22 protein-coding genes are annotated in these 24,901 nt (G+C 69.0%); 15 read left to right on the top strand and 7 right to left on the bottom strand.

From position 1 onward, the window contains the following. The first annotated feature begins 42 nt into the window (after positions 1–42). From H4W30_RS11220 to H4W30_RS11210, 3 genes are read left to right on the top strand one after another with little or no spacing between them, the layout of a single operon-like run. Positions 43–513: a GNAT family N-acetyltransferase gene (locus H4W30_RS11220; protein WP_192742791.1), complete on the top strand. Its 471-nt coding sequence runs from the start codon at positions 43–45 to the stop codon at positions 511–513. Positions 514–521: 8 nt separating this feature from the next. Next, on the top strand, positions 522–1,043 hold the full coding sequence (locus H4W30_RS11215; protein ID WP_192742790.1) for a gamma carbonic anhydrase family protein: 522 nt from the start codon (positions 522–524) through the stop codon (positions 1,041–1,043). Between the two features lie 20 nt (positions 1,044–1,063). Beyond that, positions 1,064–1,741: a uracil-DNA glycosylase gene (locus H4W30_RS11210; RefSeq protein ID WP_192742789.1), complete on the top strand. Its 678-nt coding sequence runs from the start codon at positions 1,064–1,066 to the stop codon at positions 1,739–1,741. A gap of 341 nt (positions 1,742–2,082) precedes the next feature. On the opposite strand, the gene rpmB is transcribed toward H4W30_RS11210, so the two are convergent. Beyond that, a complete protein-coding gene (rpmB, locus tag H4W30_RS11205; protein WP_007031450.1) occupies positions 2,083–2,274 on the bottom strand; it encodes a 50S ribosomal protein L28 in 192 nt (63 codons plus the stop codon). 133 nt (positions 2,275–2,407) lie between these two features. Here rpmB and H4W30_RS11200 point away from each other — a divergent pair, with 133 nt between their 5' ends. The 5 genes from H4W30_RS11200 (at position 2,408) to H4W30_RS11180 (ending at position 9,127) form a co-directional block, all read left to right on the top strand. Next, entirely contained in the window at positions 2,408–3,994 is a 1,587-nt protein-coding gene (locus H4W30_RS11200) for a DAK2 domain-containing protein (RefSeq protein ID WP_192742788.1), read from the top strand. 4 nt (positions 3,995–3,998) lie between these two features. Then, on the top strand, positions 3,999–6,152 hold the full coding sequence (recG, locus tag H4W30_RS11195) for an ATP-dependent DNA helicase RecG (protein ID WP_192742787.1): 2,154 nt from the start codon (positions 3,999–4,001) through the stop codon (positions 6,150–6,152). An 82-nt stretch (positions 6,153–6,234) separates the two neighbouring features. Next, the gene (locus tag H4W30_RS11190) at positions 6,235–6,615 is read left to right on the top strand and encodes a hypothetical protein (RefSeq protein WP_192742786.1); all 381 of its coding nucleotides are present in this window, start codon (positions 6,235–6,237) and stop codon (positions 6,613–6,615) included. Continuing rightward, the gene (locus H4W30_RS11185) at positions 6,612–8,633 is read left to right on the top strand and encodes a caspase family protein (protein WP_192742785.1); all 2,022 of its coding nucleotides are present in this window, start codon (positions 6,612–6,614) and stop codon (positions 8,631–8,633) included. Before H4W30_RS11190 ends, H4W30_RS11185 begins: the two co-directional genes overlap by 4 nt. Beyond that, entirely contained in the window at positions 8,630–9,127 is a 498-nt protein-coding gene (locus tag H4W30_RS11180) for a GNAT family N-acetyltransferase (protein WP_225949281.1), read from the top strand. The genes H4W30_RS11185 and H4W30_RS11180 overlap by 4 nt, the downstream gene beginning before the upstream one ends. Here H4W30_RS11180 and H4W30_RS11175 read toward each other — a convergent pair. Further along, positions 9,117–9,524, bottom strand: a complete 408-nt coding sequence (locus H4W30_RS11175; protein WP_192742783.1) for a hypothetical protein — start codon at positions 9,522–9,524, stop codon at positions 9,117–9,119. The two genes, H4W30_RS11180 and H4W30_RS11175, sit on opposite strands and share 11 nt — an antisense overlap. A gap of 205 nt (positions 9,525–9,729) precedes the next feature. Between H4W30_RS11175 and H4W30_RS11170 the strand changes: the two genes are divergently transcribed. Further along, entirely contained in the window at positions 9,730–10,983 is a 1,254-nt protein-coding gene (locus tag H4W30_RS11170; RefSeq protein WP_192742782.1) for an HNH endonuclease signature motif containing protein, read from the top strand. Positions 10,984–11,324: 341 nt separating this feature from the next. On the opposite strand, the gene H4W30_RS11165 is transcribed toward H4W30_RS11170, so the two are convergent. After that, a complete protein-coding gene (locus H4W30_RS11165) occupies positions 11,325–11,933 on the bottom strand; it encodes a TetR/AcrR family transcriptional regulator (protein ID WP_192742781.1) in 609 nt (202 codons plus the stop codon). A gap of 31 nt (positions 11,934–11,964) precedes the next feature. Between H4W30_RS11165 and H4W30_RS11160 the strand changes: the two genes are divergently transcribed. From H4W30_RS11160 to H4W30_RS11140, 5 genes are all read left to right on the top strand, one after another. Beyond that, entirely contained in the window at positions 11,965–13,122 is a 1,158-nt protein-coding gene (locus H4W30_RS11160) for an erythromycin esterase family protein (RefSeq protein ID WP_192742780.1), read from the top strand. Positions 13,123–13,342: 220 nt separating this feature from the next. Continuing rightward, positions 13,343–14,242 (top strand): S8 family peptidase, encoded by a 900-nt coding sequence (locus H4W30_RS11155; protein WP_192744053.1) that lies wholly within the window; start codon positions 13,343–13,345, stop codon positions 14,240–14,242. 88 nt (positions 14,243–14,330) lie between these two features. Then, positions 14,331–17,708 (top strand): pyruvate carboxylase, encoded by a 3,378-nt coding sequence (locus H4W30_RS11150; protein WP_192742779.1) that lies wholly within the window; start codon positions 14,331–14,333, stop codon positions 17,706–17,708. An 86-nt stretch (positions 17,709–17,794) separates the two neighbouring features. Further along, positions 17,795–18,589 carry an arginase family protein gene (locus H4W30_RS11145; protein WP_192742778.1) on the top strand — a complete coding sequence of 265 codons (795 nt, stop codon included), beginning with the start codon at positions 17,795–17,797 and terminating at the stop codon, positions 18,587–18,589. 220 nt (positions 18,590–18,809) lie between these two features. Next, positions 18,810–20,081, top strand: coding sequence for a PucR family transcriptional regulator (locus H4W30_RS11140; protein WP_192742777.1), 1,272 nt, complete (start codon positions 18,810–18,812; stop codon positions 20,079–20,081). A 23-nt stretch (positions 20,082–20,104) separates the two neighbouring features. Here the strand turns inward: H4W30_RS11140 and H4W30_RS11135 are convergent, their stop codons facing one another. The 3 genes from H4W30_RS11135 to H4W30_RS11125 form a co-directional block, all read right to left on the bottom strand. After that, entirely contained in the window at positions 20,105–20,617 is a 513-nt protein-coding gene (locus tag H4W30_RS11135) for a hypothetical protein (RefSeq protein ID WP_192742776.1), read from the bottom strand. A gap of 68 nt (positions 20,618–20,685) precedes the next feature. Next, positions 20,686–22,062, bottom strand: coding sequence for a DUF6801 domain-containing protein (locus H4W30_RS11130; RefSeq protein ID WP_192742775.1), 1,377 nt, complete (start codon positions 22,060–22,062; stop codon positions 20,686–20,688). Between the two features lie 70 nt (positions 22,063–22,132). Next, a complete protein-coding gene (locus H4W30_RS11125) occupies positions 22,133–22,759 on the bottom strand; it encodes a DUF6801 domain-containing protein (RefSeq protein WP_192742774.1) in 627 nt (208 codons plus the stop codon). Positions 22,760–23,104: 345 nt separating this feature from the next. Between H4W30_RS11125 and H4W30_RS11120 the strand changes: the two genes are divergently transcribed. Beyond that, positions 23,105–24,019, top strand: coding sequence for an RCC1 domain-containing protein (locus tag H4W30_RS11120; protein WP_192742773.1), 915 nt, complete (start codon positions 23,105–23,107; stop codon positions 24,017–24,019). Between the two features lie 216 nt (positions 24,020–24,235). Here H4W30_RS11120 and H4W30_RS11115 read toward each other — a convergent pair whose 3' ends face one another. Continuing rightward, positions 24,236–24,892 carry a hypothetical protein gene (locus tag H4W30_RS11115; protein WP_192742772.1) on the bottom strand — a complete coding sequence of 219 codons (657 nt, stop codon included), beginning with the start codon at positions 24,890–24,892 and terminating at the stop codon, positions 24,236–24,238. Positions 24,893–24,901 lie beyond the last annotated feature (9 nt).

Below are 24,901 nucleotides of genomic sequence, written 5' to 3'. Positions count from 1 at the left end.
TCTGCTTTGGGGATGGCGAGTCTTCTCGCTAATCTCGCGCCCATGGACCTTCGTGTGCTGGCCTACGACCACCCCGACGCGGTGAAACTGCTGGCCGAAGCGCAGCTCGAACTGGCCGCCCGGTACGGCAGCGAAGACGAGACACCGATGGACGCGGCGCAGTTCGCCCCGCCGAGGGGGCTGTTCATCGCCGCCTACCTCGACGACGTCCCGGTCGCTTGCGGTGCCTGGCGGGCGCACGATGGGCCGGAACCCCTGTTGCCGGGCGACGCCGAGATGAAACGGGTGTTCGTGATGGCTTCGGCGCGAGGCCGCGGATTGGCGAGGGCGATCCTCGCCGACCTGGAACGGACGGCCGCCGAGGCCGGACGGCTGCGCATGGTGCTGGAGACGGGTGACAAGCAGCCCGAGGCCATCGCACTGTACGAATCGTCCGGATACCGGGAGATCCCGGGTTTCGGGTACTACAAGGACGAGCCGGAAAGCATCTGCTACGGCAAGCCGCTGGTCTAGGAGAACGCATGCCGATCTACGCACTGGGCGACCTCGAACCGTCGATCCACCCGGACGCCTACGTCCACCCCGACGCGACGGTGATCGGCGACGTCCGGATCGCGGCGTTCGCGTCGGTGTGGCCGCAGACCGTGCTGCGCGGCGACCACGGGTACATCGAGATCGGCGAGCGGTCGAACGTCCAGGACGGCTGCGTCCTGCACTGCACTCGCAAGGAGCCGACGATCATCGGGAAGTCCTCCGCCGTCGGGCATTCGGTGCACATCGAAGGCGCGCGGATCGGCGAGGGCTGCCTGATCGCGTCGGGATCGGTGGTGCTGAACGGAACCGTCGTCGAGGACGGCGGGATGGTCGGCGCGGGCGCGGTTCTCTCCTACGGGTCCTATGTGGACAGTGGGCATATCGCGCTCGGCGTCCCGGCGAAGACGCGGCCGAACACTTCGTTCGGGCCGGACATGATCAAGCTGGTCGTCGACGGGTATGTCGAGCGCGCGGCTCGGTTCCGGGTCGAACTCCGGCGGCTCGCCTGACGTGAGTAAGCTCGCACGCCGTGACCGCACGACCGCTGCAGGACATCGTCGAAGCAGGCTGGGCGAAGGCCCTCGAACCGGTGGCGCCGCAGGTCGCCGCGATGGGGGAGTTCCTCCGCGCGGAGATCGCCGCGGGCCGGACCTATCTCCCGGCGGGTGAACACGTGCTGCGGGCGTTCCAGCAGCCGTTCCACGACGTGCGGGTGCTGATCGTCGGCCAGGACCCGTACCCGACGCCCGGGCATGCCGTCGGGCTGAGCTTCTCGGTGGCGCCGGACGTCCGGCCGATCCCGAAGAGCCTGATCAACATCTACAAGGAGTACTGCGAGGACCTCGGGCACCCGCTGCCGTCGAACGGGGACCTGACGCCGTGGGCCGACCAAGGGGTCCTGCTGCTCAACAGGTCGCTGACGGTGCAGCCGGGGAAGTCGAACTCGCACCAGGGCAAGGGCTGGGAAGCGGTCACCGAGCAGGCCATCAAGGCCCTCGCCGCCCGGGACGAGCCGATGGTGGCGATCCTGTGGGGCCGCAACGCGCGGAACCTGAAGCCGATGCTGGGGAAGGTGCCGTGCATCGAGTCGGCGCACCCGAGCCCGCTTTCGGCGCACGCCGGCTTCTTCGGGTCGCGGCCCTTCAGCCGGGCGAACCAGCTGCTGGAGCAGCAGGGCGCCGGTCCCGTGGACTGGAAACTCCCTTGATCCTCTTGTGTTGCGCGTGAAGGCCCCCTTCCCTCGGCTCAGCCGAGGGAAGGGGGCCTTCACGCGCATCCCGTGACAGCAGTGACCGGTGCGACTCCTGAGGTTTCGCCGAAGTACGTGAAGGACCCCTTCCTGTACCTAGGCGCAAGGATGGGGTCCTTCATGTACTCGGGAAGGTGTGAAGGTCGAGTTTCCTCGGCTCAGCCGAGGGAAGGGGGCCTTCACGCGCCGCCGTTGTGACTGGTGGTGCTACTGAGTCGCCTGGGGAATGTCTGAAACTCCGCACACATAAAAAATGGCGGGTGCTCCGGAGAGCACCCGCCATTCCCCAAAAACCCGGCTCAGCCGCGAACGACCTTGCCCGCCTTGATGCACGAGGTGCAGGCGTTCAGGCGCTTGCGCTGGGACAGACCGATCTTGGCGTGAACGGTCTGGATGTTCGGGTTCCACCGGCGGTTGGTACGCCGGTGGGAGTGCGAGACCGACTTGCCAAAGCCCGGTCCCTTGCCACAGACGTCGCACACGGCAGCCACGTCGAACTCCTCTGGATCTGGGACAAAGAATGACGCGCCCAGCATGCTGGGCAACTCGACCATAGTAACCAGTGGCTCAGAGCCCTCCGGCACCGGGTCGATACCCTCGCTGGAACAGCTAGGAGGTTACGGGGTGCGGGTGCTGGACGTGGCGGCGGTGTCGGCCTGGTCGGCGGCCTGTGTGCACAGCTTGGCGGTGCTCCGGCCGGCGATCGACGGCATCAACGTCTACCCGGTCGCCGACTCCGACACCGGCTCCAACCTGCTGTTCACCATGACCGCGGCCCGCGACGCGCTGGCCGACGCCGAGCCGGCGACGACCGCCGAGGCGCTGGCGGCGTTCGCCAAGGGCGCGGTCGCGGCGGCCAAGGGCAATTCGGGCGTGATCATGTCGCAGGTCGTGCGCGGGATCGCCGAGTCGGCGGCCGCGAGGGAGCTCGACGGGCCGGGGCTCGCGGAGGCGCTCGGCTGCGCGGACAGGGCCGCCACCGGCGCGGTCAGCCGTCCGGTGGCCGGGACCATCCTGACCGTCCTCCACACCGTCGCCGCGGCCGTCCGCGACGCGACCGGCTCACTCGAAGAGGTGGCCGCCGCGGCGGCGAGCGTGGCCGCCGAAGCCCTCGAAGAGACCCCGAAGCAGCTGCCCGTCCTGGCGGTGGCCGGCGTGGTCGACGCGGGCGCGCGCGGCCTCGTCGCGGTCCTCGACGCCCTGCACGGCGTGATCACCGGCGGCCTCACCGAGCCGGACCACCCGCTCGAGGCGCATCACCACCACCACACGATCGAGTCGCCGACGGCCTGGGAGGTCATGTACCTGCTCGACGGCGTCGACGAAGCCAGTCTTCCCGGGCTTCGCAAGACCCTCAGCGGCCTCGGCGACAGCGTCACGGTCGCCGGGGACGGCGCCGGCGCGTACGCCGTCCACGTCCACTGCGCGGACATCGGCGCGGCGCTGGAGGCGGGGATCGAGCTAGGCCGCCCCCGCCGGGTCCGGGTCGAGCCGCTGATCACGCCCACCCCGGTCGAGGTCGGCGGCGGGATCGACCGTTCGGTGGTCGCCGTGGTCCACGGCGGGCCGCTGGCCGAACTCCTCCGCGCGGAGGGGGTCGCGGTGCTTTCGGTCCCGCACGGGGTCCAGCCGACGGTCGAGGAGATGCTGGGCCTGATCAACGAGGCCGCCGGGCATCACGTCACCGTCCTTCCCGGTGGTCAGGAGCTGACGGCGGCGGCCGACGCGGCGGCGGGGCACGCGATGGCCGCGGATCGCGACGTCGTCGTCATCCCGTGCGTGTCACCCGTCCAGGTGCTCGCCGCGCTCGCCGTCCACGACCAGGGCCGCCGCACCAACGACGACGTGGTCGCGATGGCCGAGGCGGCCGCCGCCACCAGGCGTGGCGAACTGAGGATCGCGCAGGAGGAGTCGCTAACCTGGGTGGGCCGGGCGCAGGCCGGTGACGTCGTCGGCCTCGTCGACGGTGAGGTCGTGCTGATCGAGCCCGCGCCCGCCTCGGAGACGAGCCTGGTCGCGGCGGCGGTCGGCGTGCTGAACCGGATGCTGGCCCTCGGCGGCGAGCTGGTCACCGTGCTGACCGGGTTGGACGCGCCGGTCCGGCTTCCCGGTGAGCTGGCCGATCAGCTGCGCCTGGAGCATCCCGAGGTCGAAGTGACGAGTTACGCGGGCGGCCAGACCGACGCCGTGCTGCTGATGGGGGTGGAGTGACCGCATGACCAACCTGCGCGCGGACCTCAAGCTGGTCGTCGGCGCGGCGACGGCGAAGGCGCTCGCCAAGGGCCTCAAGATCGAGACGGTCAGCGATCTCCTGCGGCACTACCCGCGCCGTTACGCCGAACGCGGTCAGCTCACCGATATCGCCGGGCTCGAACTCGGCGAGCACGCCACCGTGATGGCGCGTATCGAGCGGGTCAACAAGCGCCGGATGAAGGCACGCAACGGCACCCTGCTCGAAATGGTGATCACCGACGGCAAACGCCGCCTGCAGTGCACCTTCTTCAACCAGGCCTGGCGCGAAAAGGAACTCGTGCCCGGCAAGAACGGGCTTTTCGCGGGCAAGGTCACCGCCTTCCGCGACGTCCTGCAGCTGGCCAACCCCGAGTACGAACTGTTCGACGCCGAGCGCCAGGCCGAGGCGATGGACGACTTCCTCGCCGAGATCATCCCGGTGTACCCGGCGGCGCAGGGGATCCCGACCTGGGTGATCGCCAAGGCCGTGCGGCAGGTGCTGGACGTGCTGGAGGTCGACGAGGACCCGATGCCGATCGAGCTGCTCGCCCGGTACGGCCTGCCCAGCCTGGAAAGCGCGCTGCGCGGCATCCACCGCCCGTCGAGCTGGCAAGCGCTGAACTCCGCGCGGGACCGGCTCAAATGGGACGAAGCCATGGCCGTGCAGCTGATCTTCGCGCAGCGCAGGCATTCTTTGGTCTCGCGGCCCGCGAAAGCCTGTCCGCACACCGACGGCGGCATCCTCGAAGCCTTCGACAAGCGGCTCCCGTTCGCGCTGACGGCGGGCCAGCAGGAGATCGGCGAGGAGATCGCCAGGGATCTGTCCACCGAGCATCCGATGAACCGGCTGCTGCAGGGTGAGGTCGGCTCCGGAAAGACCGTGGTCGCGTTGCGCGCCATGCTGCAGGTCGTCGATTCCGGGCGGCAGGCGGCGATGCTCGCGCCGACGGAGGTCCTCGCCGCGCAGCACGCCCGGTCGCTGCGCGAGATGCTCGGCGACCTCGGGCAGGCGGGCGAGCTCGGCGGCGCTGAGAACGCGACGCGCGTGACACTGCTGACCGGGTCCATGGGCGCCAAGGAACGCAAGAAGGCGTTGCTGGAGACGGTCAGCGGTGAGGCCGGGATCGTCGTCGGCACGCACGCGCTCATCCAGGACACGGTGTCGTTCGCGGATCTCGGCCTGGTCGTGGTCGACGAGCAGCATCGCTTCGGGGTGGAGCAGCGGGACGCGCTGCGCTCCCGCGGCTCGGACGAGACCAGCCCGCACGTGCTCGTCATGACGGCGACGCCCATCCCGCGCACGGTCGCGATGACCGTCTACGGCGATCTGGAGATCTCCGCGCTGCGCGAGATGCCGGTCGGCCGGTCGCCGATCAAGACGTCGGTGGTACCGGTCGCGGAGCGGCCCGCCTGGCTGGACAGGGCGTGGCAGCGGGTCCGCGAGGAATGCGGCAAGGGCCACCAGGCGTACATCGTCTGCCCGCGGATCGGTGACGAACCGGCGTCGGACAAGGGCGACAAGCGGCCCGCGCTCGCGGTCCTCGACGTGGCGCCCGAGCTGGCCGAAGGACCGTTGAAGGGCTTGAAGATCGGGGTCCTGCACGGCCGCATGCCTCCCGACGACAAGGACGCCGTGATGCAGGCGTTCTCCAAGGGCGACCTGGACGTGCTCGTCGCCACCACCGTGATCGAGGTCGGCGTGAACGTGCCGAACGCGACCGCGATGGTGATCATGGACGCCGACCGGTTCGGCATCAGCCAGCTGCACCAGCTGCGCGGGCGGGTTGGCCGGGGCAGCGTGCCGGGGCTTTGCCTGCTGGTCACCGAAACCCTGGACGGGACCACCACCCGCGAGCGGCTGGCCGCCGTCGAGTCCACGACGGACGGCTTCGAACTGTCCAGAATGGACCTGGAACTGCGCCGTGAGGGCGACATCCTCGGCGCCGCGCAGTCGGGGAAGAAGTCGACCCTGAAGCTGCTTTCGCTGCTGCGCGACGAGGACGTCATCGCCGAGGCGAGGGCCCGCGCGTTGGAAATCGTCGAAAAGGATCCTGCCTTGGGTAATTACTTGGGGCTGGCGCACATGATCGCCGACGTCGTCGACGAAGATCGCGTGGAGTACCTGGAAAAAAGCTGACGTGAACAGCTCTGCCCGATCGGACCTTGCCGCCGGACGGGCTTAGGGGCTTTCCTCTTCCGTACGGGCGAGGGAGGCCGGGATGACAGCAGCGGTACGGGTCCAGCTCGGCGAGGACGGGGCCGACGCGGAACGGGTCGACCAGCTCGCCGGATACCTTCGAGGGGAACTGGTCGAACGCGGGATCACCGACGTGAAGGCGCTGCCCGCCGGCCCGGCGCCGCCCGGCTCGCGGGGATTCGACGTCGCGACGGTGGGCGGGCTGCTGGTCACGCTGGGGCAGTCCGCGCAGGGTCTGCGTTCGGTCGTCGTGGCTGTGCGCGAGTGGCTTTCGCGCGGCGGACGGGTGAAGCGCACGGTGCGGCTGGAGATCGACGGCGACGTACTGGAGCTGTCCGAAGCGACGCTCACCGACCAGGACAAGCTCGTCGATCTCTTCGTGAGCAGGCATTCGTCGCCATGACCGGCGCGCGGCGTGCCCTCATCATCGCCAACGGGGAGTACGACAACCCCGGGCTGAGCGCGCTGCGGTCCCCGGCCGCCGACGCGGAAGCGCTCGCCGAAGTCCTCGGCGACCGCGCCATCAGCGAATTCGACGTCCAGGTGGTGCGCGACGAGACCGCCCACGTGATCGCGGGCCGCGTCGAGGACCTGTTCGCCGACAGCGCGCCGGACGACGTCCTGCTGGTGCATTTCTCTTGCCACGGCCTGAAAAGCGAGTCGGGCGAGCTGTTCTTCGCCGCCCGTAACACCCGGCCGGAGCGGCTCGCGTCGACCGCCGTGCCCGCCGATTTCGTCCAGCGCTGCCTGCGGATGAGCCGGTCGCGGAGCATCGTCCTCCTGCTGGACTGCTGCTACGGCGGCGCCTTCAGCCAAGGGGTCGCCGTGCGCGCCACCGGCGAGGCCAACGTGCTCGACGCGTTCCCGGCCGGCGGTTTCGGCGGCCGCGGCCGGGCGGTGATCACCGCGTCGAACTCCATCGAGTACGCCTTCGAGGGTGACCAGCTCGCCGACGACCACGTCCGGCCGTCGGTGTTCACCTCGGCACTGGTCGACGGCCTCCGCACCGGCGACGCGGACCGCGACGAGGACGGCTGGATCGCGCTCGGCGAGCTGTACGACTACCTGTTCGACAGCGTCCGGGAGCGGAACCCGAACCAGACCCCCAGCCGCGACATCGAGATGCAGGGCGAGCTGTATCTGGCCAGGAGCAGGCGCCGCCGGATCAAACCGTCGCCGGTCCCGGCCGATCTGCGCGCGGCGAGCGAGGATGCCAACATGTTCACCCGCCTCGGCGCGGTGACGGAACTCCAGCGGCGGCTGACGAGCGAGAACCTGTCCGTCGCCATCGGCGCGCACGAAGTGCTCACCACGATGGCGCAGACCGACATCCGGCATATCGCCGAGGCCGCCGACCTCGCCCGGCGGGAAGCGCGGGTGCGGGCCGAATCCGAGGTGGTCCGGTTCGGAGAGGTCGTCCGGGGATCGCGGCCGGCGGCGCGCATCCGGCTGGCGGGACCGCCGATCGCGCGGGCGTGCCGGTTCGCGTCGTCCCATTCCTGGCTGCGGGTGACCGAAGACGGCGACGAGGCCGAGATCGTGCTGGAGCAGGAAGAACTCGGGGCGTTCGAGGCGCGGGTCACCGTGACCGGGCCGACCGGCGAGGCGGTGGTACGGGTCGAGGGCCGGGTCGTCGCGGAGACCGCGCCGGTGCCCGAAGCGGCCCCTGAACCCGTTCCGGCCGTCCCCGCGCCGCCCGTGGCGCCGGTGTCGAAGACCGACCCGTTCGCCGTCGCCGCGGGGCTGCTCGCGATCGCGGCCGCGGTGTACCTCGTGGCCATCGCGTTCTCGCTCGGCAGCAGTCTGGAGGATTTCTTCGAAGACGGCGGCTGGGTGATGCTGCCGCTCGTCGTCTTCGCGAGCGCGGCGGGGATCGCGATGCTCCTGCGGAACACGCGCCGGATGGCAGGCCCGGGAGCGCTGTGCGGGCTGGCGCTGCTCTCGGCGATGCCGTACGGCCCGGCGCTTCTCGTCCTCACCGACGGATTCCTGCTCGCGGGAGCCGTCTGCGCGCTGATCGCGGTACGGCGTGACCGGAGTTTCCGGCTCGCGCTGGGGAAACCGCGGGACGCGCTCGGCGTCGCCGCCCTCGTGGCCGGGGCCGGTTGCGCGGCCGGGCTGGTGACGGAAGCCGTCGAGCTGATCGATTACTCGTCGAGCCGGGCCGACGAAGGAGCGATCCACCTCGTGGTCGCGGTGCTGCTCCTGGCCGGGACGGCGCTCGGGGTGCTGCTCAGGCCGGCGGCCTTCGGCGTCGCCTTCCTCGGCGGTGTGGCCGGAGGCGGCATCGTCATGGTGTGCGCGTTGTTCTACGCGATGCCGAGCAGTTCGAGCGTGACCGGCGCGGGCTGGGGGATCGCGCTGGCCATGGTGCTCGCGCTCGCGATCCTGACCGGTTTCGCGGCATGGAAAGCTCGATGATCCGCCCCGCGACCGTCGAGGACGCCTGGCCGATCGCCGAGGTGAACGTGCGGTCGTGGCAGTCGGCGTACCAGGGCCTGCTGCCCGAGCTCTACCTCCGCGATCTTTCCGTCGAGGGCCGGGCCGCCCGCTGGCAGCGGACCCTCGCCGACCCCGCCAACCAGGGCGACATCCTGGTCCTGGTCGAAGACGGAACGCTCCTCGGTTTCACCGCCGTCGACCGGATCCGCGGCGAACTGCGCGCGATCTACCTCGACCCGGAACGCTGGGGCACCGGGCTGGGCAGGCTGCTGCTCGACACCGCCGTGGCCGCGCTACGGGAATCGGGACACCGCGAGGCGACGCTCTGGGTGCTCGACACCAACAAACGTGCCCAGCGTTTCTACGCGGCCGGAGGCTGGGTGCCGGACGGGGCGACCAAGACCGACACCATGCCCGGCGAGGACGTCCAGCTGTCCGAAGTGCGGTACCGGATCGATCTCGTCAGCGCTTGAACCAGGCGCTTTCCTCGGGTTTGTTGAGGACGACGATCACGCCGACGGCGATGCCCATCCCGATCAGCTGGGTGATCGCCCCGCCGTTGACCAGGCTGACCAGTCCCATGACCACGACCAGTCCCTCCACCGCGACGATCGTCGGCCGCACCCAAGGCGAACCGCGGGAAATCCTTATCGCGCAAGCGATCAGCACCACGGCGACCACGAAACCGAGGATCGCCAGCGCCAGGACGAGACCGGCCTCCTCGTTGCCGTGCTCGAGCTCGTTGATCGCCAGGGCGGTCACGAGCGCGCTCGCGAGGACGTTGAGGACCGCCTGCACCCAAAGGAAACCGCGGACGAGCTTGAGCCTGCCCGGCATCTCCACCGGCCGGTTCCGGACTTCCTCGGTCATGACTGTCCCCTCTCTCGGTGCGGAGGGACCAGTCTGGCCGGGAAAGTCGTTGGCGCTGACGGTAAAACTGTCCTCATCTCGGAGCCGGGGGCTTCGGGGTGTAGCGGCGCTTTCGGAGTCGATCACCCTTCAGTGTTGTTTGCTGGTTTTCGCAGTCGCTTAAAATTACGAACATGTGTTCTATTTGTTCGGGTATTATTGAGGTGTGCCCGAGACCTTTCTTCCTGAGTTGCCGCAGGAGCTGTGGCGTGCCGGCAAGCTGGAGCTTGCCCATGGCGTGCTGCAGTCTTTGCGGGTGATTCGGGTGGCGACCGCTGGTTTGGGGCGGTTTTTGGCGGAGGTCGAGTCTCGGGGCGCCAAGGATTTGTTCGGGCATGGGACTACGGCGAGTTGGTTCGCGGAGATGGCGGGGTTGTCGCGTGGTGAGGCGGGCGCGGTGGTGAAGCGGGCGATCGCTTTGAATCCGACGCGGAACCTGGATGGCACCGAAGCCCCGGCCGTGGCACCCGAGACGGCCGCGGTCGCCGCCGAGGGGCTGGTCGGGGATGAGCGGATCGACCAGATTCTGGAGATCTTGAAGAGGCTCCCTGCCGACACCTCGGCTGAGGATCGGGCGGTCGCAGAGAAAATCCTCGCCGACCTCGCCCCGAATGCCGGTCCCCACCAGTTGGTGGACGCCGAAGCAAAACTGCTGGGCTGGCTCGACCCCGACGGCAACGAACCCAAAGACCCCGAACCCAAGGAACCACGCCGCGAAATCACGCTGGAACGCCGCCGGGACGGATTCTGGAAACTGACCGGGCTGCTGGATGATGAGACCGGTGCCCGCACCGCCGCTGCGCTGGAGGCGTATGCCCAGCCGCGGCCGGTGGACGAGTTCGGCCAGGCTGATCTGCGGATGAAATGCGAACGCCTGGGCGACGCCTGGGCCGAACTCCTCGACCTCGCGATCGCCTGCCCCGACCAACCCGGAACCAGCGGCTACCGCACCCTCGTCCACGTCACCATCGGGCTCGATGAGCTGAAGTCAGGTCTCGGGACTGCGTGCCTGGATTTCGTGGGGACGATGACCGCGCGGGAAGCCCGGCTCGCCGCTTGCGATTGCCTGATGCTGCCGGTCGTGATGAGCACGGCCGGAGAACCCCTCGACGTAGGACGACTCAGACGGTTCGTCACCCCAGGGCAAAGACGCGCGTTGAACATCCGGGACGGCGGCTGCGCGTTCCCTGGCTGTCATCGCAAACCCAAGAATTGCCACGCCCACCACATCATCCACTGGGCAGACGACGGCCCCACCGATCTCCGGAACTTGGTGCTGCTGTGCGGTTTCCACCACCGCCTGATTCACCACGGCGACTGGGAAGTACGGATGGCCGCCGATGGATTACCGGAGTTCATCCCACCCCAGTATCGGGATCCGCTCCGACAACCCCGGCGAAACACCCTGCATCACCGCTAAACGTCGAGGAGCCCGTCGGCCATACCGGCGACGGGCCCTTCGGCATGCCCGCCGGGCCCCTTCCTGTGTCGAGGCGCAAGGGAAGGGGTCCTTCATGCGCTCCGTTGTCACTGCTGGTACTCGGGTCATCCAGCGCGGCGAAATCCACAGTCCCGCATCGAGAGGGCTGTTGAGGGGTAAGGCAAAGGTGGCGTGTCGCGAAAGCCACTTTCGAGACGTGTGGTGTCCCGAAAGTGGCTTTCGCGACACGAACGCCGACGGGGCACCAAGCGGGCCACCCGCCCCACCAGACATGCGCTTACCTCAATAAATGCGAAACCGTCCGAAACCCGCCACAGGCGCTAAACGCCCGGCCGCACGAAAGCTCCCTCCCGCGCCGCGACCGCCACCGCCCGCGCAGTCACCCGCGCCTCCGCCACCGTGACACTCTCCCGCGACAGAAACAGCCGGTAGAAGATCGGCCCGCACACCGCTCGCACCAGCTCGTCGCCGTCCGTGCCGGCGGGGATCTCACCCCGCGCGACGGCCCGCTCCGCGATCGGCGCCATGCGCACGTGCCGGTCGGCGTAGAAGTCGTGCAGCGCCTCGGCCGCTTGCGGGGACTGGAACGCCGCCAGCACCGAAGCCGTGGGCAACTCTTTCAGCGCAGGCTCGGTGAAGTACCGCACGACCTCCGCGGCCACTTCGTACAGATCGTCCTCGAGCGAGCCGGTGTCGGGTGCCGTCCAGTCATCCTCGGCGCCCATCTGCAGCGCGGCGGCGACGAGGCCGTCCGGCGACGACCAGCGCCGGTACACCGTGGTCTTGTGCACCCCGGACCGTTCGGCGACCGCGTCCACGGTCAGTTCGCCGAACCCGCGTTCGGCCAGCAGATCGAGGGTGGCGTGCAGGACGGCCTGGCGCGTGCGTTCGGTCCGGCCGCCGGGCCGCTGGGTACCGGAGGTTGCCAATTGCTACTCCTGTTGCGTTAGTGTGGGCAGTATGTCAGACCCAGCGAAGATCGCCGAACTCATCGGGGACGCCAGGATCGTCGCCATCGGTGAGAACAACCACCACATCCACGAGTTCGGCGACCTGCGCAATCGTTTGCTCCAGCATCTCGTCGAGCACCGCGGCTTCCGGGTGGTGGCCTTCGAGTCCGGCTTCGCCGAAGGCAAGCTCGTCGAAGACTGGCTGAACGGCGGCCCGGGCGACGTCGCCGACATCGGCCGCGACGGCTTCACGTTCTCGCTCGGGGAGTCACCCGAGGCGCACGAAATGCTGACGTGGCTCCGCGAGCGCGGCGACGTTCGCTACTACGGCCTCGACGTGCCGAGTTCCGCGGGCTCGCCGGTGCCGTCGCTCGACGCGGTCCGGGCCTATCTGTCCACTATGGACGAAAACGCCGTGGCTCTCGTCGACGCGGCGATCGAGGCGACGAAAGGATACGCGTCGGTCAGTAGCGCGGAGGCGCCCGCCAAGTACGCCGCCCTCGACACCGCCGCCAAGGACAAGGCGACCGCGGCGCTCACCCGCCTCAAGACGCACCTCACCTCGCTGCGTCCCGTCTACGGGGACACCGCCGTCGCGGAGCACCACGTCGAAGGCGCGCTTCGCGTCGACGCGTACCTCGCCGAGGTCGCCGCGATGATGTCCGGCGACGCGCCCGCCCTGCAGAGCGGTTCGCGCGACGCGTACATGGCCGACACCGTCCGGCTGATCCGGCGGCTGCACGGTGACGACACGAAGATCGTCGTGATGCTCCACAACGGACACCTCCAGCGCGTCCCGTTCTCGCCGTTCCCCGGCCTCACCTCACCGTCGGCGGGCACGCATCTGGCGGCCGAGTTCGGCGACGACTACTTCGCGCTGGCGCTGACCGCCGTCGAGGGCGAGACCACCGGGCTCAAGCCGGATCCGGCCGCGCGGCTCGGGTTCACCGTGTACCGCCAGGAACTGGAAGCTCCGGCGGACGGCAGCGTCGAAGCCGAAGGCCCCGGGCTGGTGGATCTCCGCGCACGGCGGGGAACCGCGGGACCACAGAGCATCCGGCACGCGCATCTGTTCAACCCTGTCGACGTCATCGCCGCCTTCGACGCGCTGGTCTGCTTCCCGAAGTCGACGGTCAGCGCCCACATCGGCCAAGACTGTGTCGCTTGAAGCGCGCTTTCGGATTTTCGCAGCCGGGCCGCGGCAGCGGCTGGTCACGCACTCGGCCGTATCGGCGGCCCGCCTCCACAAATCCGAAGCCTCCGGCCGAAAGAGAGCGCGTGTCCTCGCCCACATCGGCCAAGTCCAGCCGAACGGGTGACACTCCGGGGTTGCCGCCCCCGGGGTACAGGCGTAGAGCCAAGGCATGATCATTCGACTGGTACGGGTCATGGCCGCGCTGGCGCTCCTGGTGCTGGTGGCGCCGCCCGCCTCCGCGACGGAAGTCCAGCAGAACCCGCCGAACTGGGGGCTGGACCGGATCGACCAGCGAACGGGACTCGACCAGCTCTACCACTACGAGACCGACGCGAAGGACGTCACGGTCTACGTGATCGACAGCGGGGTCGACGCGGCGCATCCGGACTTCGGCGGCCGGGTCAAGCCCGGTAAGGACTTCCTCAACGGTGGCACGGACACCACCGACACCAACGGTCACGGTACGTACCTGGCCGGTGTCGCCGCGTCGAAGACCTTCGGCGTCGCGAAGGCCGCGCAGATCGTCCCGGTCCGGGTGATCGACGCACAGGGCGGCGGCGCGACGGACAAGATCATCGCGGGTATCGACTGGGTGACGCAGAACGCACGGCAGCCCGCCGTCGCCGTCCTCGGTATCGGCGGCACGGCCAACGACCAGCTCGACGCCGCCGTCCGCGCGCTCGCGGCGGTCGTCCCGGTCGCCCTCCCGGCGGGCGGCGAGGCCACCGACGCGGGCAAGTTCTCACCCGGCCGGGTCACCGAAGCGCTCACCGTCGGCTCGACGGACGCGAGCGACCAGGTCGGGTCGACGTCGAACTACGGCGAGGTCGTCGACCTGTTCGCCCCCGGCGTGGACGTGCCAGGACCCAACGCCGGAGGCAACGGCGGCCGGGTGCTCAGCGGCACGTCGTCGGCCGCCGCGCACGTCGCCGGGGTGGCCGCGCTGTACCGGGCCCTGCATCCCGCGGTCTCCGCCCCGGACGTCGCGAAGGCGCTCGTGGACCTCGCCGCCGCCGACGTGCTGACCGGGGTCCACGAGGGCACCGCGAACCGGCTGCTCCAGTCCCCGGGCGCGCAACTCGGGCGGGGATGACGTCCATCACCTGGGCAACAACTCCCGCCCTGCGGGAGCGAACGGGTAACGTGCCTCACCTACCGATCCGATGATGGGAAGGACCGGCATGTTCCGCAAGGTACTGGTCGCCAACCGGGGTGAGATCGCCATCCGCGCGTTCCGCGCCGGATTCGAGCTCGGCGCGGGCACGGTGGCTGTGTTCCCGCACGAAGACCGCAATTCGCTCCACCGGCTGAAGGCCGACGAGGCCTACGAGATCGGCGAACCCGGTCACCCGGTGCGGGCCTATCTGTCGGTCGAGGAGATCGTGGCGGCCGCCAAGAAGGCGGGCGCAGACGCCGTCTACCCCGGCTACGGCTTCCTCTCCGAGAACCCGGACCTCGCGCGCGCGTGTGAGGACGAAGGCATCACCTTCGTCGGACCGAGCGCGGACATCCTCGAACTGACCGGCAACAAGGCCCGCGCGGTCAAGGCCGCGCGCGACGCCGGCGTCCCGGTCCTGGGTTCCTCCGAACCGTCCTCCGACGTCGACGCGCTGATCGCCGCCGCCGAGGAGATCGGCTTCCCGGTCTTCGTGAAGGCCGTCGCCGGCGGTGGCGGGCGCGGTATGCGCCGCGTCCAGGATCCCGCGCAGCTGCGCGAGTCCATCGAGGCCGCCGCGCGCGAGGCCGAGTCGGCCTTCGGCGACCCGACGGTGTTCATCGAGAAGGCCGTCGTCGAGCCCCGCCACATCGAGGTCCAGATCCTCGCCGACGGCGAGGGCAACGTGATCCACCTCTACGAGCGCGACTGCTCGGTCCAGCGGCGCCACCAGAAGGTCATCGAGCTGGCCCCGGCGCCGAACCTGCCGTCCGAGCTGCGCGACCGGATCTGCTCCGACGCGGTGAAGTTCGCCCGCCAGATCGGTTACCGCAACGCCGGCACCGTCGAGTTCCTGCTCGACCGGGACGGCAACCACGTCTTCATCGAGATGAACCCGCGGATCCAGGTGGAGCACACGGTGACCGAAGAGGTCACCGACGTCGACCTCGTCCAGTCGCAGCTGCGCATCGCCTCCGGCGAGACCCTGGAGGACCTCGGGCTGTCGCAGGACAAGGTGTACCTGCGCGGCGCCGCCCTGCAGTGCCGCATCACCACCGAGGATCCCGCCAACGGTTTCCGCCCGGACACCGGGATGATCAGCGCGTACCGCTCGCCCGGTGGCTCCGGTATCCGCCTCGACGGCGGGACGGCGTTCGCCGGCACCGAGATCAGCGCGCACTTCGACTCGCTGCTGGTGAAGCTCAGCTGCCGCGGCCGCGACTTCAAGACCGCCGTCGGCCGCGCCCGCCGCGCCGTCGCCGAGTTCCGGATCCGCGGTGTGGCCACGAACATCCCGTTCCTGCAGGCCGTCCTCGACGACCCGGACTTCCGCGAAGGCCGCGTCACTACGTCGTTCATCGAGGAGCGCCCGCATCTGCTCACCGCGCGCCATTCGGCCGACCGCGGGACCAGGCTGCTGACCTACCTCGCCGACAAGACGGTCAACAAACCGCACGGCGAGCGTCCGCGCACCCTCGACCCGCAGGTCAAGCTGCCGAAGCTGCCCAAGGGGCTCGAGCCGGCGCCCGGCTCGAAGCAGAAGCTCACCGAGCTCGGCCCGGACGGTTTCGCCCGCTGGCTGCGGGAGTCGCCGACCATCGGCGTCACCGACACCACCTTCCGCGACGCGCACCAGTCGCTGCTCGCCACGCGGGTGAGGACGAAGGACCTGCTGGCGGTCGCGCCGGTGGTCGCGCGGACCACGCCGCAGCTGCTCTCGCTGGAATGCTGGGGCGGCGCGACCTACGACGTCGCGCTGCGGTTCCTGGCGGAGGACCCGTGGGAGCGGCTGGCGAAGCTGCGGGAAGCGGTGCCGAACATCTGCCTGCAGATGCTGCTGCGCGGCCGCAACACCGTCGGCTACACCCCGTACCCCACCGAGGTGACCAACGCCTTCGTCGAGGAGGCGACGGCGACCGGGATCGACATCTTCCGGATCTTCGACGCGCTCAACGACGTCGAGCAGATGCGCCCGGCGATCGAGGCCGTCCGCGAGACCGGATCCGCCGTGGCCGAGGTCGCGCTCTGCTACACCTCGGATCTGTCGGACCCGTCGGAGAAGCTGTACACGCTGGACTACTACCTCAAGCTGGCGGAGCAGATCGTCGGCGCGGGGGCGCACGTCCTGGCCATCAAGGACATGGCGGGCCTGCTGCGGGCGCCGGCGGCGGCGCGGCTGGTTTCCGCGTTGCGCAAGGAGTTCGACCTCCCGGTGCATATCCACACGCACGACACCGCGGGTGGTCAGCTGGCGACGTACCTCGCCGCCGTCCAGGCGGGCGCGGACGCCGTCGACGGTGCCGTCGCGTCCATGGCGGGCACGACGTCGCAGCCGTCGCTGTCGGCGCTCGTGGCCGCCACCGACCACTCGGACCGGCCGACCGGGCTCGACCTGCAGGCGATCGGTGACCTGGAGCCGTACTGGGAGAGCGTGCGCAAGATCTACGCGCCGTTCGAGGCGGGGCTCTCCTCGCCGACCGGGCGGGTGTACCACCACGAGATCCCGGGCGGTCAGCTGTCGAACCTGCGCACCCAGGCGATTTCGCTCGGCCTCGGGGAGCGGTTCGAGGACATCGAGGCGATGTACGCGGCCGCGGACAAGATCCTCGGGCACCTGGTCAAGGTCACGCCTTCGTCCAAAGTGGTCGGTGACCTCGCGCTGCACCTCGTCGGCGCGGGCGTCTCGCCGTCCGATTTCGAGGCGGAGCCGAACAAGTTCGACATCCCCGACTCGGTGATCGGCTTCCTGCGCGGCGAACTGGGCGACCCGCCCGGCGGCTGGCCGGAGCCGTTCCGCACCAAGGCCCTCGAAGGCCGGGCGAAGCCGAAGCCGGTGCAGGAACTGTCCGAAGAGGACCGCAAGGGGCTGGCGGAGAACCGGCGCGCGACGCTGAACCGGCTGCTGTTCCCCGGGCCCACGAAGGACTTCGAGGCGCACCGCGAGCAGTACGGTGACACCTCCGTCCTGCCGTCCAAGGACTTCTTCTACGGCCTGCGGCCGGGCGAGGAGTACTCGGTCGACCTGGAACAGGGTGTCCGGCTGCTGATCGAGCTGGAGGCCATCGGCGAGGCGGACGAGCGCGGCCTGCGCACGGTGATGTCCACGCTCAACGGCCAGCTGCGCCCGATCCAGGTCCGCGACACCTCGATCGCGTCGGACATCCCGGCGACGGAGAAGGCCGACAAGAGCGACCCGAAGCAGATCGCCGCGCCGTTCGCGGGGGTGGTCACGCTGCAGGTGTCCGAGGGCGACGAGGTCGAGGCCGGTGCCACGGTCGCGACCATCGAGGCGATGAAGATGGAGGCGTCGATCACCGCGGCGAGCGGCGGCAAGGTGTCGCGGCGCGCGATCAACGCCGTCCAGCAGGTGGAAGGCGGGGACCTGCTCCTCGTCCTGGAGTGATCTTTGCGCGTGAAGGCCCCCTTCCCTCGGCTCAGCCGAGGGAAGGGGGCCTTCACGCGCTTGCGGCCGCCGCTAGCCTGGACCGGGTGCTGATCAACGCCGTACCCCAGTTCCAGGGCGCTCTGACCGAGCGCGCGCCTGAGTTGCCCGAAGGCTGCGTCGCGCTCGCCGAGCTCGCGGGCCACGTGCTGGGCGTGCCGGTGCACCACATCCGCCAGACGCGCGAGACGTCGCCCGTGGTCGACGGCATCGCCAACCGCGCGGTGCTCACCGGCGCGAACCGCGCGGCGCAGCTCGCCGCCCTCGAAGCGCCGGGCGGTCCGGTACTCACCATCGGCGGGGACTGCGGCGTCGAGCTGATCCCGATCGGGGTCGCGCGCTACCGCTTCGGGCCGGGGCTCGGCGTCGCCTGGTTCGACGCGCATTCCGACCTCAACACCGCGGAGACCTCGCCGTCGGGCGCGTTCCACGGCATGGTGCTGCGGTCGCTGCTCGGCGAGGGCGATCCGGAGTTCGCCGCGAATCCGCCGGTCGAACCCGGACGCGTCGTCCTCGCGGGGACGAGGGCGTTCGACGACGCCGAGCGCGCGGCGGTCGACCGCGGGCTGGTCGTCGAGGCGGCCGACGTCGCCGCCGGCCTGGCCGGTTCGGACAAGGTCTACGTCCATCTCGACCTCGACGTGCTCGACCCGGCGGAGTTCGACGGGCTGAACTATCCGGAGCCCGGTGGCTTGACGATCGAACGTCTGGTGGCGATGCTTCGCGGCCTGAGTGGTTTCGACGTCGTCGGCGCGGGGATCACCGAATGCGCCGGCACCGAGGTCCGCGTGCTGGAGCCCGTGCTCGAAGTACTCGGGGAATTGCTCACCGGAAAGCAGTGACGCTCCGTATTCATCGGCCGTTCGTACGTACCGCGCGAGGCGTTTGCCGGGCACTTGTCATCAAAATTCAGGGATGACCCGTGATTTTGTCACGATGGTGACAAGAAATCGGTTTCTTCTGCGACAGGTGACACATTTACGAGCGACTTCGCGATGTGTTCGTTGTCACCCCACGACGATCGTGGGGTGCCCGGACGCTGGGCGGAGCAAAGGAGCTGCGATGTCGGTGGAGCGCGGAATCGAACACGCTGCGCAGCCTCCTGCGGCACTTCCCCGCAAGCTCGCCGACATTTTGCGACCGGAACTCGGCAGTCTCGCCAACGAGATCGTCGACGAGATCCGGGCGACCATCCCCGCGTACGCGCGCCCGCTCGACGGCCCGTACGGCAAGTCGATCCGCGCTGGCGTCGAGTACGCGATCACGTTGTTCGTCGCCCAGATCGCGGATCCCACCGTCTCCAAGGAACAGTCGCACGAGGTCCACCACCGGCTCGGGCAGAACGAGATGCGGGAAGGCCGCAGCCTCGACACCCTCCAGTCGGCGTACCGGGTCGGCGCCAGAGTCTCGTGGCGGCGCATCATGCGGGTCGGCCGTCGCAGCGGTCTCTCGTCCGCGGTGATGTCGCAACTGGCCGACGCGATGCTCGCGTTCATGGACGAACTCGCGTCCGTCGCGCTGGACGGATACCTCGAAGCGAAGGCGCGTACCGCAGGGGCGCTGGACACCTGGCGCCGCAAACTGCTGCACCTGGTGCTGGAAACCCCGCCCGCGCCGTCGAAGGCGATCGCGGAACTCGCGCAGCTCACCGGCTGGACGGTGCCCGAGCGCGCGACACCGGTGGTGCTGCAGCCGATCGACGAAACCGTCAGACCCCGGCGGCACAACGCCGTGGATTCGGACGTGCTCGCCGAACTCGACTGCGCCGAGCCGCGTGTGCTCGTCCCCGGCGAGATCTCCGTCGCCCGCCTCGCCACCTTGCAGGCCGCGCTGCCGGACTACCGGCTCTCGATCGGCCCGTGTCGGCCGCTGGACTCCGTCGCCGATTCGCTCCGCTGGGCGCGCGAGGCCCTGCACCTGTCCGAACGCGGCATCATCCAGGCCCGCCGGGTGATCCGCGCCGAAGAACACCTCGCCACCCTGCTCGTGAACGCCGACGCCGCGCTGACCGGTCAGCTGCGCGACCGCCTGTTCGCCCCGCTTGCGGAGATGACCGGGAAGCAGCGGGAACGGCTGCTCGAAACCCTGCGAGCTTGGCTGGACAGCCAGGGCAACGTCGTCGACATCGCCGAGCGCCTCCAGGTGCACCCGCAGACCGTGCGCTACCGCATGCGGCAGCTGCAGGCGACCTTCGGCGAGCACCTGCGCGACCCGGGGGCGCGGTTCGAGATGGAACTTGCGTTGCGGGCCGGTGCCGCGCCCGCCGGTTACGCTTTGCCGGAGGTGCTTCCGGCGCCGCGCCAGAGTCCACAGTGGACACCGAGCGGGTCCTAGCGACGGCCTTCAGATGCGAGATCTCACAGCGTTTTCCATTGCTCGTAGCACTCCTTTTCTGCGGACGGGGGAAGGAGATGGTCGATCCGCCGGAGGTGCCAGAGCAGGCTCAGCCGTCCGACGATCGCGCGGGCTTCAGGTCCCGGTGTTGGGCCCACCAGGAGTTCGCGAGCTGTTTCGACCGGCGGCGAGTCGTGCAGGAGCTCGTGGAGTAGTCGCATCGGGTCGAGGAGAGCGATGTCCGTCCTGGGGCCGATGGCGAGGATCAGTGTCGTGGACAGATGGAACCTGTTCGCTGTCGCGGACAGCCAGCTGTAACCGCCGTAGGGCATCAGCCAGGAAAAGAACGTCTCGGCGATCTCGGCGCAGTGCCTCAACCGATCGTCGGTGAGTTCCCGGCAGTGCTTGATGAACCCGCCCCGGAAGTCCTCGTCGATCAACGCCCAGGGCGCCTCCAGGAGATCGATCGGATTCGCCTTCGCCAGCCGCGTGGGATCGACGGCCACCAACCTGTCGGTCAGGTCCTCGAAGGTCATCCACCTGACCTCCGAGAACGTGGGCATAACCGCCTGGTTTTCACCCATGAAAGAGTCCTCGCCGATCGTCAGCGGCGCGCCACCGGCGGATCCACGTTGGGGCACTTGCGCTCCAGGTCCCAGGGCAACCCGACCTGGTTGACCCCGACGCAAGCCTGGTTCCCCGGCCCCGACGCCATCCCGGTCAACAGCGAGTCGAGATCTTCCTTCACCCCACAGCCCGAGAACGGGGGCAGGGTGAAGTCCCGGTAGGCGGGATCCGTCCACTTCGGATCGGTGCGCACGACGCCACCGGTGAACATCCCGTACTTCTCCCCGCGGAGATTGATCTTGATCGGCTCGGCGGTGAGGCAGTTGTCGCCGACGTCGAGGCCGACCCCGTTGATGGTGACCCCGCTCAGTTTCCCGTAGACCTTGAGCGGGGTGAGAACGGTCGAGCTGCCCTCCGGTTCCGGGATCGATACGCCGTCGACGTCGATGATGTGATTGCCGGTCGCGTAGTCCTCCGGCAACAGTTCCATGGTCGCGGTGATCGGGACGAAGCCGAAACCGAGGAAGGTGATCGTGCTCGGCGGCATCATGACCGAGCCGGTGATCTTGCCGGGACCTTCGGTGTTCTCCAGGTCGACGTGCCACACCGCGTTGACCATGAACGCGGGCTTCAACCGGGCGAAGGCGCCGAGTTTCGTGATCGACGACGTGCCCTGCAGTTCGAACGGCTGCAACGCGATGGGATAGAGGGCGCTGGCGTGGACGTCGTCCGCGGTTCGCGCGTCGGCCTCGGGCCTCATCGGCTCACCGGGCTTGCCGGGCAGCGGTTCGGGCTTCCCGAGTGGCAGCAGCGCGACACTGCCGAGCAGTGTCTTCTGGTCCGGTGCCTGGACACAGGTGATCGGTTTGAGCGGCGTCTCGGCGGCGGTCAGCGCGAGCGACGGCGCGCCCGTGCTCAGGCGCAGCTCGGACGGCACGTTCAGCACGATGGCGGGGACGGTGCCCGTCGCGACCAGCTTCAGTTCGCCGGTCGCCGGAATTTTCGTCGCCGGGATCGTCAGTGTCACCGGGACCGGGGTCTTCTTGTCCCCGTTCGCGGCCGTGAGTTCGACGGTCGCACCGCCCGCGATCTCGGTGACGGCTCCGAGCGAGCCTTCGCCGATCGTGAAGGTCAGCGAGAAATCCTTGACCTGTACGGGCTTTCCGGTCTGGACGACCTTCGGCAGGGTCGCCTGGACGTCCATGGTGACCGGTCGCTCCCCGGCCGGATCCGGGAAGACGCAGGTGTTCGTGAGGCTCTGGTGCGCGGACGTGGCACCTTCCAGCGGTGCCGGCGGCGGAGTGGCCGGATCGGTCGCGGCCGAAGAGGACAGTGCGCCGCTCACCCCCACGAGCAGGATGACGCCCGCCAGAACGGGAAACCTCCCGAGTGCCCGGCGAACCTGCTGTGTCATGGGGATTCCCTTCGTGCCGTGAGGTGGAGACCGTGCGGGGCGGGCGTCCCCGCCCCGCACGGGTGGTTCATCAGGTGATCGGGATCGCCGGGCTGAACGCGCGGTTCTGCGCCGGGTTGGTGTTCTTCACGGTGCAGTTGAAGTTCCACGCCGTCCAGGTGCCGTCCTTCTTGTGGAAGTCCAGCGGCGCGTTGATCGTGGTGCCGAGCGAGGCGGTCGCCGAACCGGGAGCGCCGGCGGTGAACGTCGGGACACCGGTGCCCGCGTCCTGGACGATGTTGAACGTCCGCGGCCCCGGCACGTACGGGTTGATCTGCGTCGGGACGTTCAGGTTCGTCACCGTCGATGAAGCGGGCGTGGCGTTGGTGATGGTGATCGGCATGTTGGCCTTGCCGCGGACGCCGTCGTAGTTGGCGGCGTTGAGCAGCGCGTTGATGGTGGCGTTGATCGTCGCGGTCCCCGAGATGTTCGTCGGGGTGGCGGTGCCGCCAGAGGCGATCGACGTCGGGCCGTCGAACTGGGCCTTCACGTCCAGCTGCTGCTGGCCGATACCGGGGAAGTTGCACATGTAGGCGACGGTGCCGGTGGCGTAGGTGGTCGCGGCGGCGGCCGTGCCGGCGGTGAGCACGGCGACGGCACCGAGCACGATGCCGGTGGTGGCGACGCCGGCTGACAACTTGCCAAGTCTACGGGACATACCTGTCATCTCCTTTGATCCAGTTTACGTCTCGGGCGGCTTTCCCCATGCGCCTTTCGGCGGATTTTTCTGATCAAATATGCTCGACTCGAGCGGCTTTCTCGGTGGTGGGGTAAACCGAGGTTACCCGCGAGTTATGTACGTAACAAGGATTCATGTCGACATGTTTCGAAGTGGGTGAGACGCCCGTTCTTTCTTGTCAGCCCGCGCTGAATACGATTATGAAGTTTGTCCGCGGATGACAAAGAGGCGGCCGATCGGTGCAGCCGGGTTAACATTCGGCGCATGTCTTCCGAGAATCGACGATCGGCATCACGACGGGTAGCGGGCGTCGCGATTACCGTAATGATCGCAACGGTTTCCCTTTCCGGTACGGCGAGCGCCGCGCCGACCGGCGAAGCGCGGCCATGGGGGAGCAACGACTACGGGCAGGGGACCATCCCGGCCGCGGCGCTCGGCGCCAGCGCGGTCTCCGCGGGCGCGATCACCCACCTCGCGCTCAAGGACGGCGGGGTGATCGCCTGGGGGAACGACAGTTACGGCCAGCTGGCGGTTCCGGCGGCGGCCACTTCAGGGGTTTCGGCGATCGCCGCCGGCTGGGCGCACGAACTCGCGCTGAAGAACGGCGGGGTGATCGCCTGGGGCAACGGTTTCTACGGCCAGAACGTCGTGCCGCCGTCCGCGACGTCGGGGGTCACGGCGATCTCCACCAGCGCGTACTTCAATCTGGCGCTCAAAACGAACGGCAGCGTGGTGAGCTGGGGTTCGAGGACGGCCGTGCCGGCGACGGTTTCGTCCGGGGTCACCGCGATCTCGGCCGGGGGCGACCACGGGCTCGCGCTCAAGAACGGTGGCGTCGTCGCCTGGGGGAGCAACGGTAAGGGCCAGATCACCGTGCCCGCGGCGGCCACCTCGGGAGTGTCGGCGGTCTCCGCGGGGTTCCGGCACAGCATCGCGCTGAAGAACGGTGGCGTCATCGCCTGGGGTGACAACTTCTACGGCCAGGCGACTGTTCCGCTCGAAGCGCAGTCCGATGTCGTCGCCATCGACGCGGGCTTCAACCACAACGTCGCGCTGAAAGCCGACGGGAGCGTCTTCGCCTGGGGCAGCAACGTGAAGTCGGAAAGCCGTGACACCAGCACCGAACCGCCGACGGACTTCTGGAAGTTCTCCGGCGTGTGCGCTCCGGTCTACGCCGTTTCCGCAGGTGACAGCACCGGTGTCGCCTTGGTCGACCCGACGGCGCCGTACTTCTGCTGACCGTCTCGTGAGTGGTGAGGACGGTTAGAACCGTCCTCACCACTCACGAGACGCGAGGCTGAGCGGGCGGGCTGTTCAGTGCTTCCGATGGACCCGGCGTCGAGCTCTTATGTCGTGAAGGGCCCCTTTGAGACCTTCATCGTCTCAAAGGGGCCCATCACGACATCACCACGACCGCGACCACTCGCGTGAGCGCCTGTCCGGTGTCTTACGCCCTCAGAGGTTCGACTTCATGCTCAGGTTGATCGTGTTGTCCGGCCCCGAGATCAACGCCCCCAGCGCGAGGTCGTTGATGAAGCAGTCCTTGAACTCCGGGATGGTGAACGTTCCCGAAGACGGGATGGTCGGCGCGAACAGGTCGACGTTCTTCGACACGAGGGTCAGGTCCAGCGGTTTGACGGTCTTGCAGGCGTTCGGCACCGTCGGGAGCGGGATGACCGGCCAGAACAGGCCGACCACGATGTTGTCGATCAGCATGTTCGCCTGCGAGTGGGTGGTCAGGTCGCCGTTGGCGAGTGTGCCGGTGACCGGGCCGGTCGGCTCGATCCGCACGCGGGCCTTGATCTTGAAGACGCCCGAGACCAGCGAGATGTTCGCCGTCGAGGGCGGCAGGGCCAGATCGCCGCGGATGCCGACGTTGTCACCGTCGATGACGAGGGCACCATTGAGCTGGCCGGGGCCGAGAGTGAGACTTCCGCCGGTCTTCTTCACGGTGGTCGTCCCGGTGACTGTGTAGGAGACCGGGATCTCCACCGGGTCGTCCGCCAGGGCCGGGGTCGCGGCGAGGCTGCCCGCCATGGCGAGCGCGGAGGTGAGTGCGACGACCGTGCCGAGACGGCGGCGGGCGGTTTTCGGGCGCGTTCGACCGAACATGGGTTTCTC

This window comes from Amycolatopsis roodepoortensis (assembly GCF_014873915.1).
Taxonomy (GTDB): domain Bacteria; phylum Actinomycetota; class Actinomycetes; order Mycobacteriales; family Pseudonocardiaceae; genus Amycolatopsis; species Amycolatopsis roodepoortensis.
This window is presented reverse-complemented; position numbering and strand designations above follow the sequence as displayed.

Excerpts from the sequence above, each read along its gene's own strand:
- H4W30_RS11220 (WP_192742791.1), top strand. The coding sequence starts at position 43 with ATGGACCTTCGTGTGCTGGCCTACGACCACCCCGACGCGGTGAAACTG.
- H4W30_RS11215 (WP_192742790.1), top strand. The coding sequence starts at position 522 with ATGCCGATCTACGCACTGGGCGACCTCGAACCGTCGATCCACCCGGAC.
- recG (WP_192742787.1), top strand. The coding sequence starts at position 3,999 with ATGACCAACCTGCGCGCGGACCTCAAGCTGGTCGTCGGCGCGGCGACG.
- H4W30_RS11190 (WP_192742786.1), top strand. The coding sequence starts at position 6,235 with ATGACAGCAGCGGTACGGGTCCAGCTCGGCGAGGACGGGGCCGACGCG.
- H4W30_RS11185 (WP_192742785.1), top strand. The coding sequence starts at position 6,612 with ATGACCGGCGCGCGGCGTGCCCTCATCATCGCCAACGGGGAGTACGAC.
- H4W30_RS11180 (WP_225949281.1), top strand. The coding sequence starts at position 8,630 with ATGATCCGCCCCGCGACCGTCGAGGACGCCTGGCCGATCGCCGAGGTG.
- H4W30_RS11175 (WP_192742783.1), bottom strand. The coding sequence starts at position 9,524 with ATGACCGAGGAAGTCCGGAACCGGCCGGTGGAGATGCCGGGCAGGCTC.
- H4W30_RS11160 (WP_192742780.1), top strand. The coding sequence starts at position 11,965 with ATGTCAGACCCAGCGAAGATCGCCGAACTCATCGGGGACGCCAGGATC.
- H4W30_RS11155 (WP_192744053.1), top strand. The coding sequence starts at position 13,343 with ATGGCCGCGCTGGCGCTCCTGGTGCTGGTGGCGCCGCCCGCCTCCGCG.
- H4W30_RS11150 (WP_192742779.1), top strand. The coding sequence starts at position 14,331 with ATGTTCCGCAAGGTACTGGTCGCCAACCGGGGTGAGATCGCCATCCGC.
- H4W30_RS11140 (WP_192742777.1), top strand. The coding sequence starts at position 18,810 with ATGTCGGTGGAGCGCGGAATCGAACACGCTGCGCAGCCTCCTGCGGCA.
- H4W30_RS11135 (WP_192742776.1), bottom strand. The coding sequence starts at position 20,617 with ATGACCTTCGAGGACCTGACCGACAGGTTGGTGGCCGTCGATCCCACG.
- H4W30_RS11130 (WP_192742775.1), bottom strand. The coding sequence starts at position 22,062 with ATGACACAGCAGGTTCGCCGGGCACTCGGGAGGTTTCCCGTTCTGGCG.
- H4W30_RS11125 (WP_192742774.1), bottom strand. The coding sequence starts at position 22,759 with ATGTCCCGTAGACTTGGCAAGTTGTCAGCCGGCGTCGCCACCACCGGC.
- H4W30_RS11120 (WP_192742773.1), top strand. The coding sequence starts at position 23,105 with ATGATCGCAACGGTTTCCCTTTCCGGTACGGCGAGCGCCGCGCCGACC.
- H4W30_RS11115 (WP_192742772.1), bottom strand. The coding sequence starts at position 24,892 with ATGTTCGGTCGAACGCGCCCGAAAACCGCCCGCCGCCGTCTCGGCACG.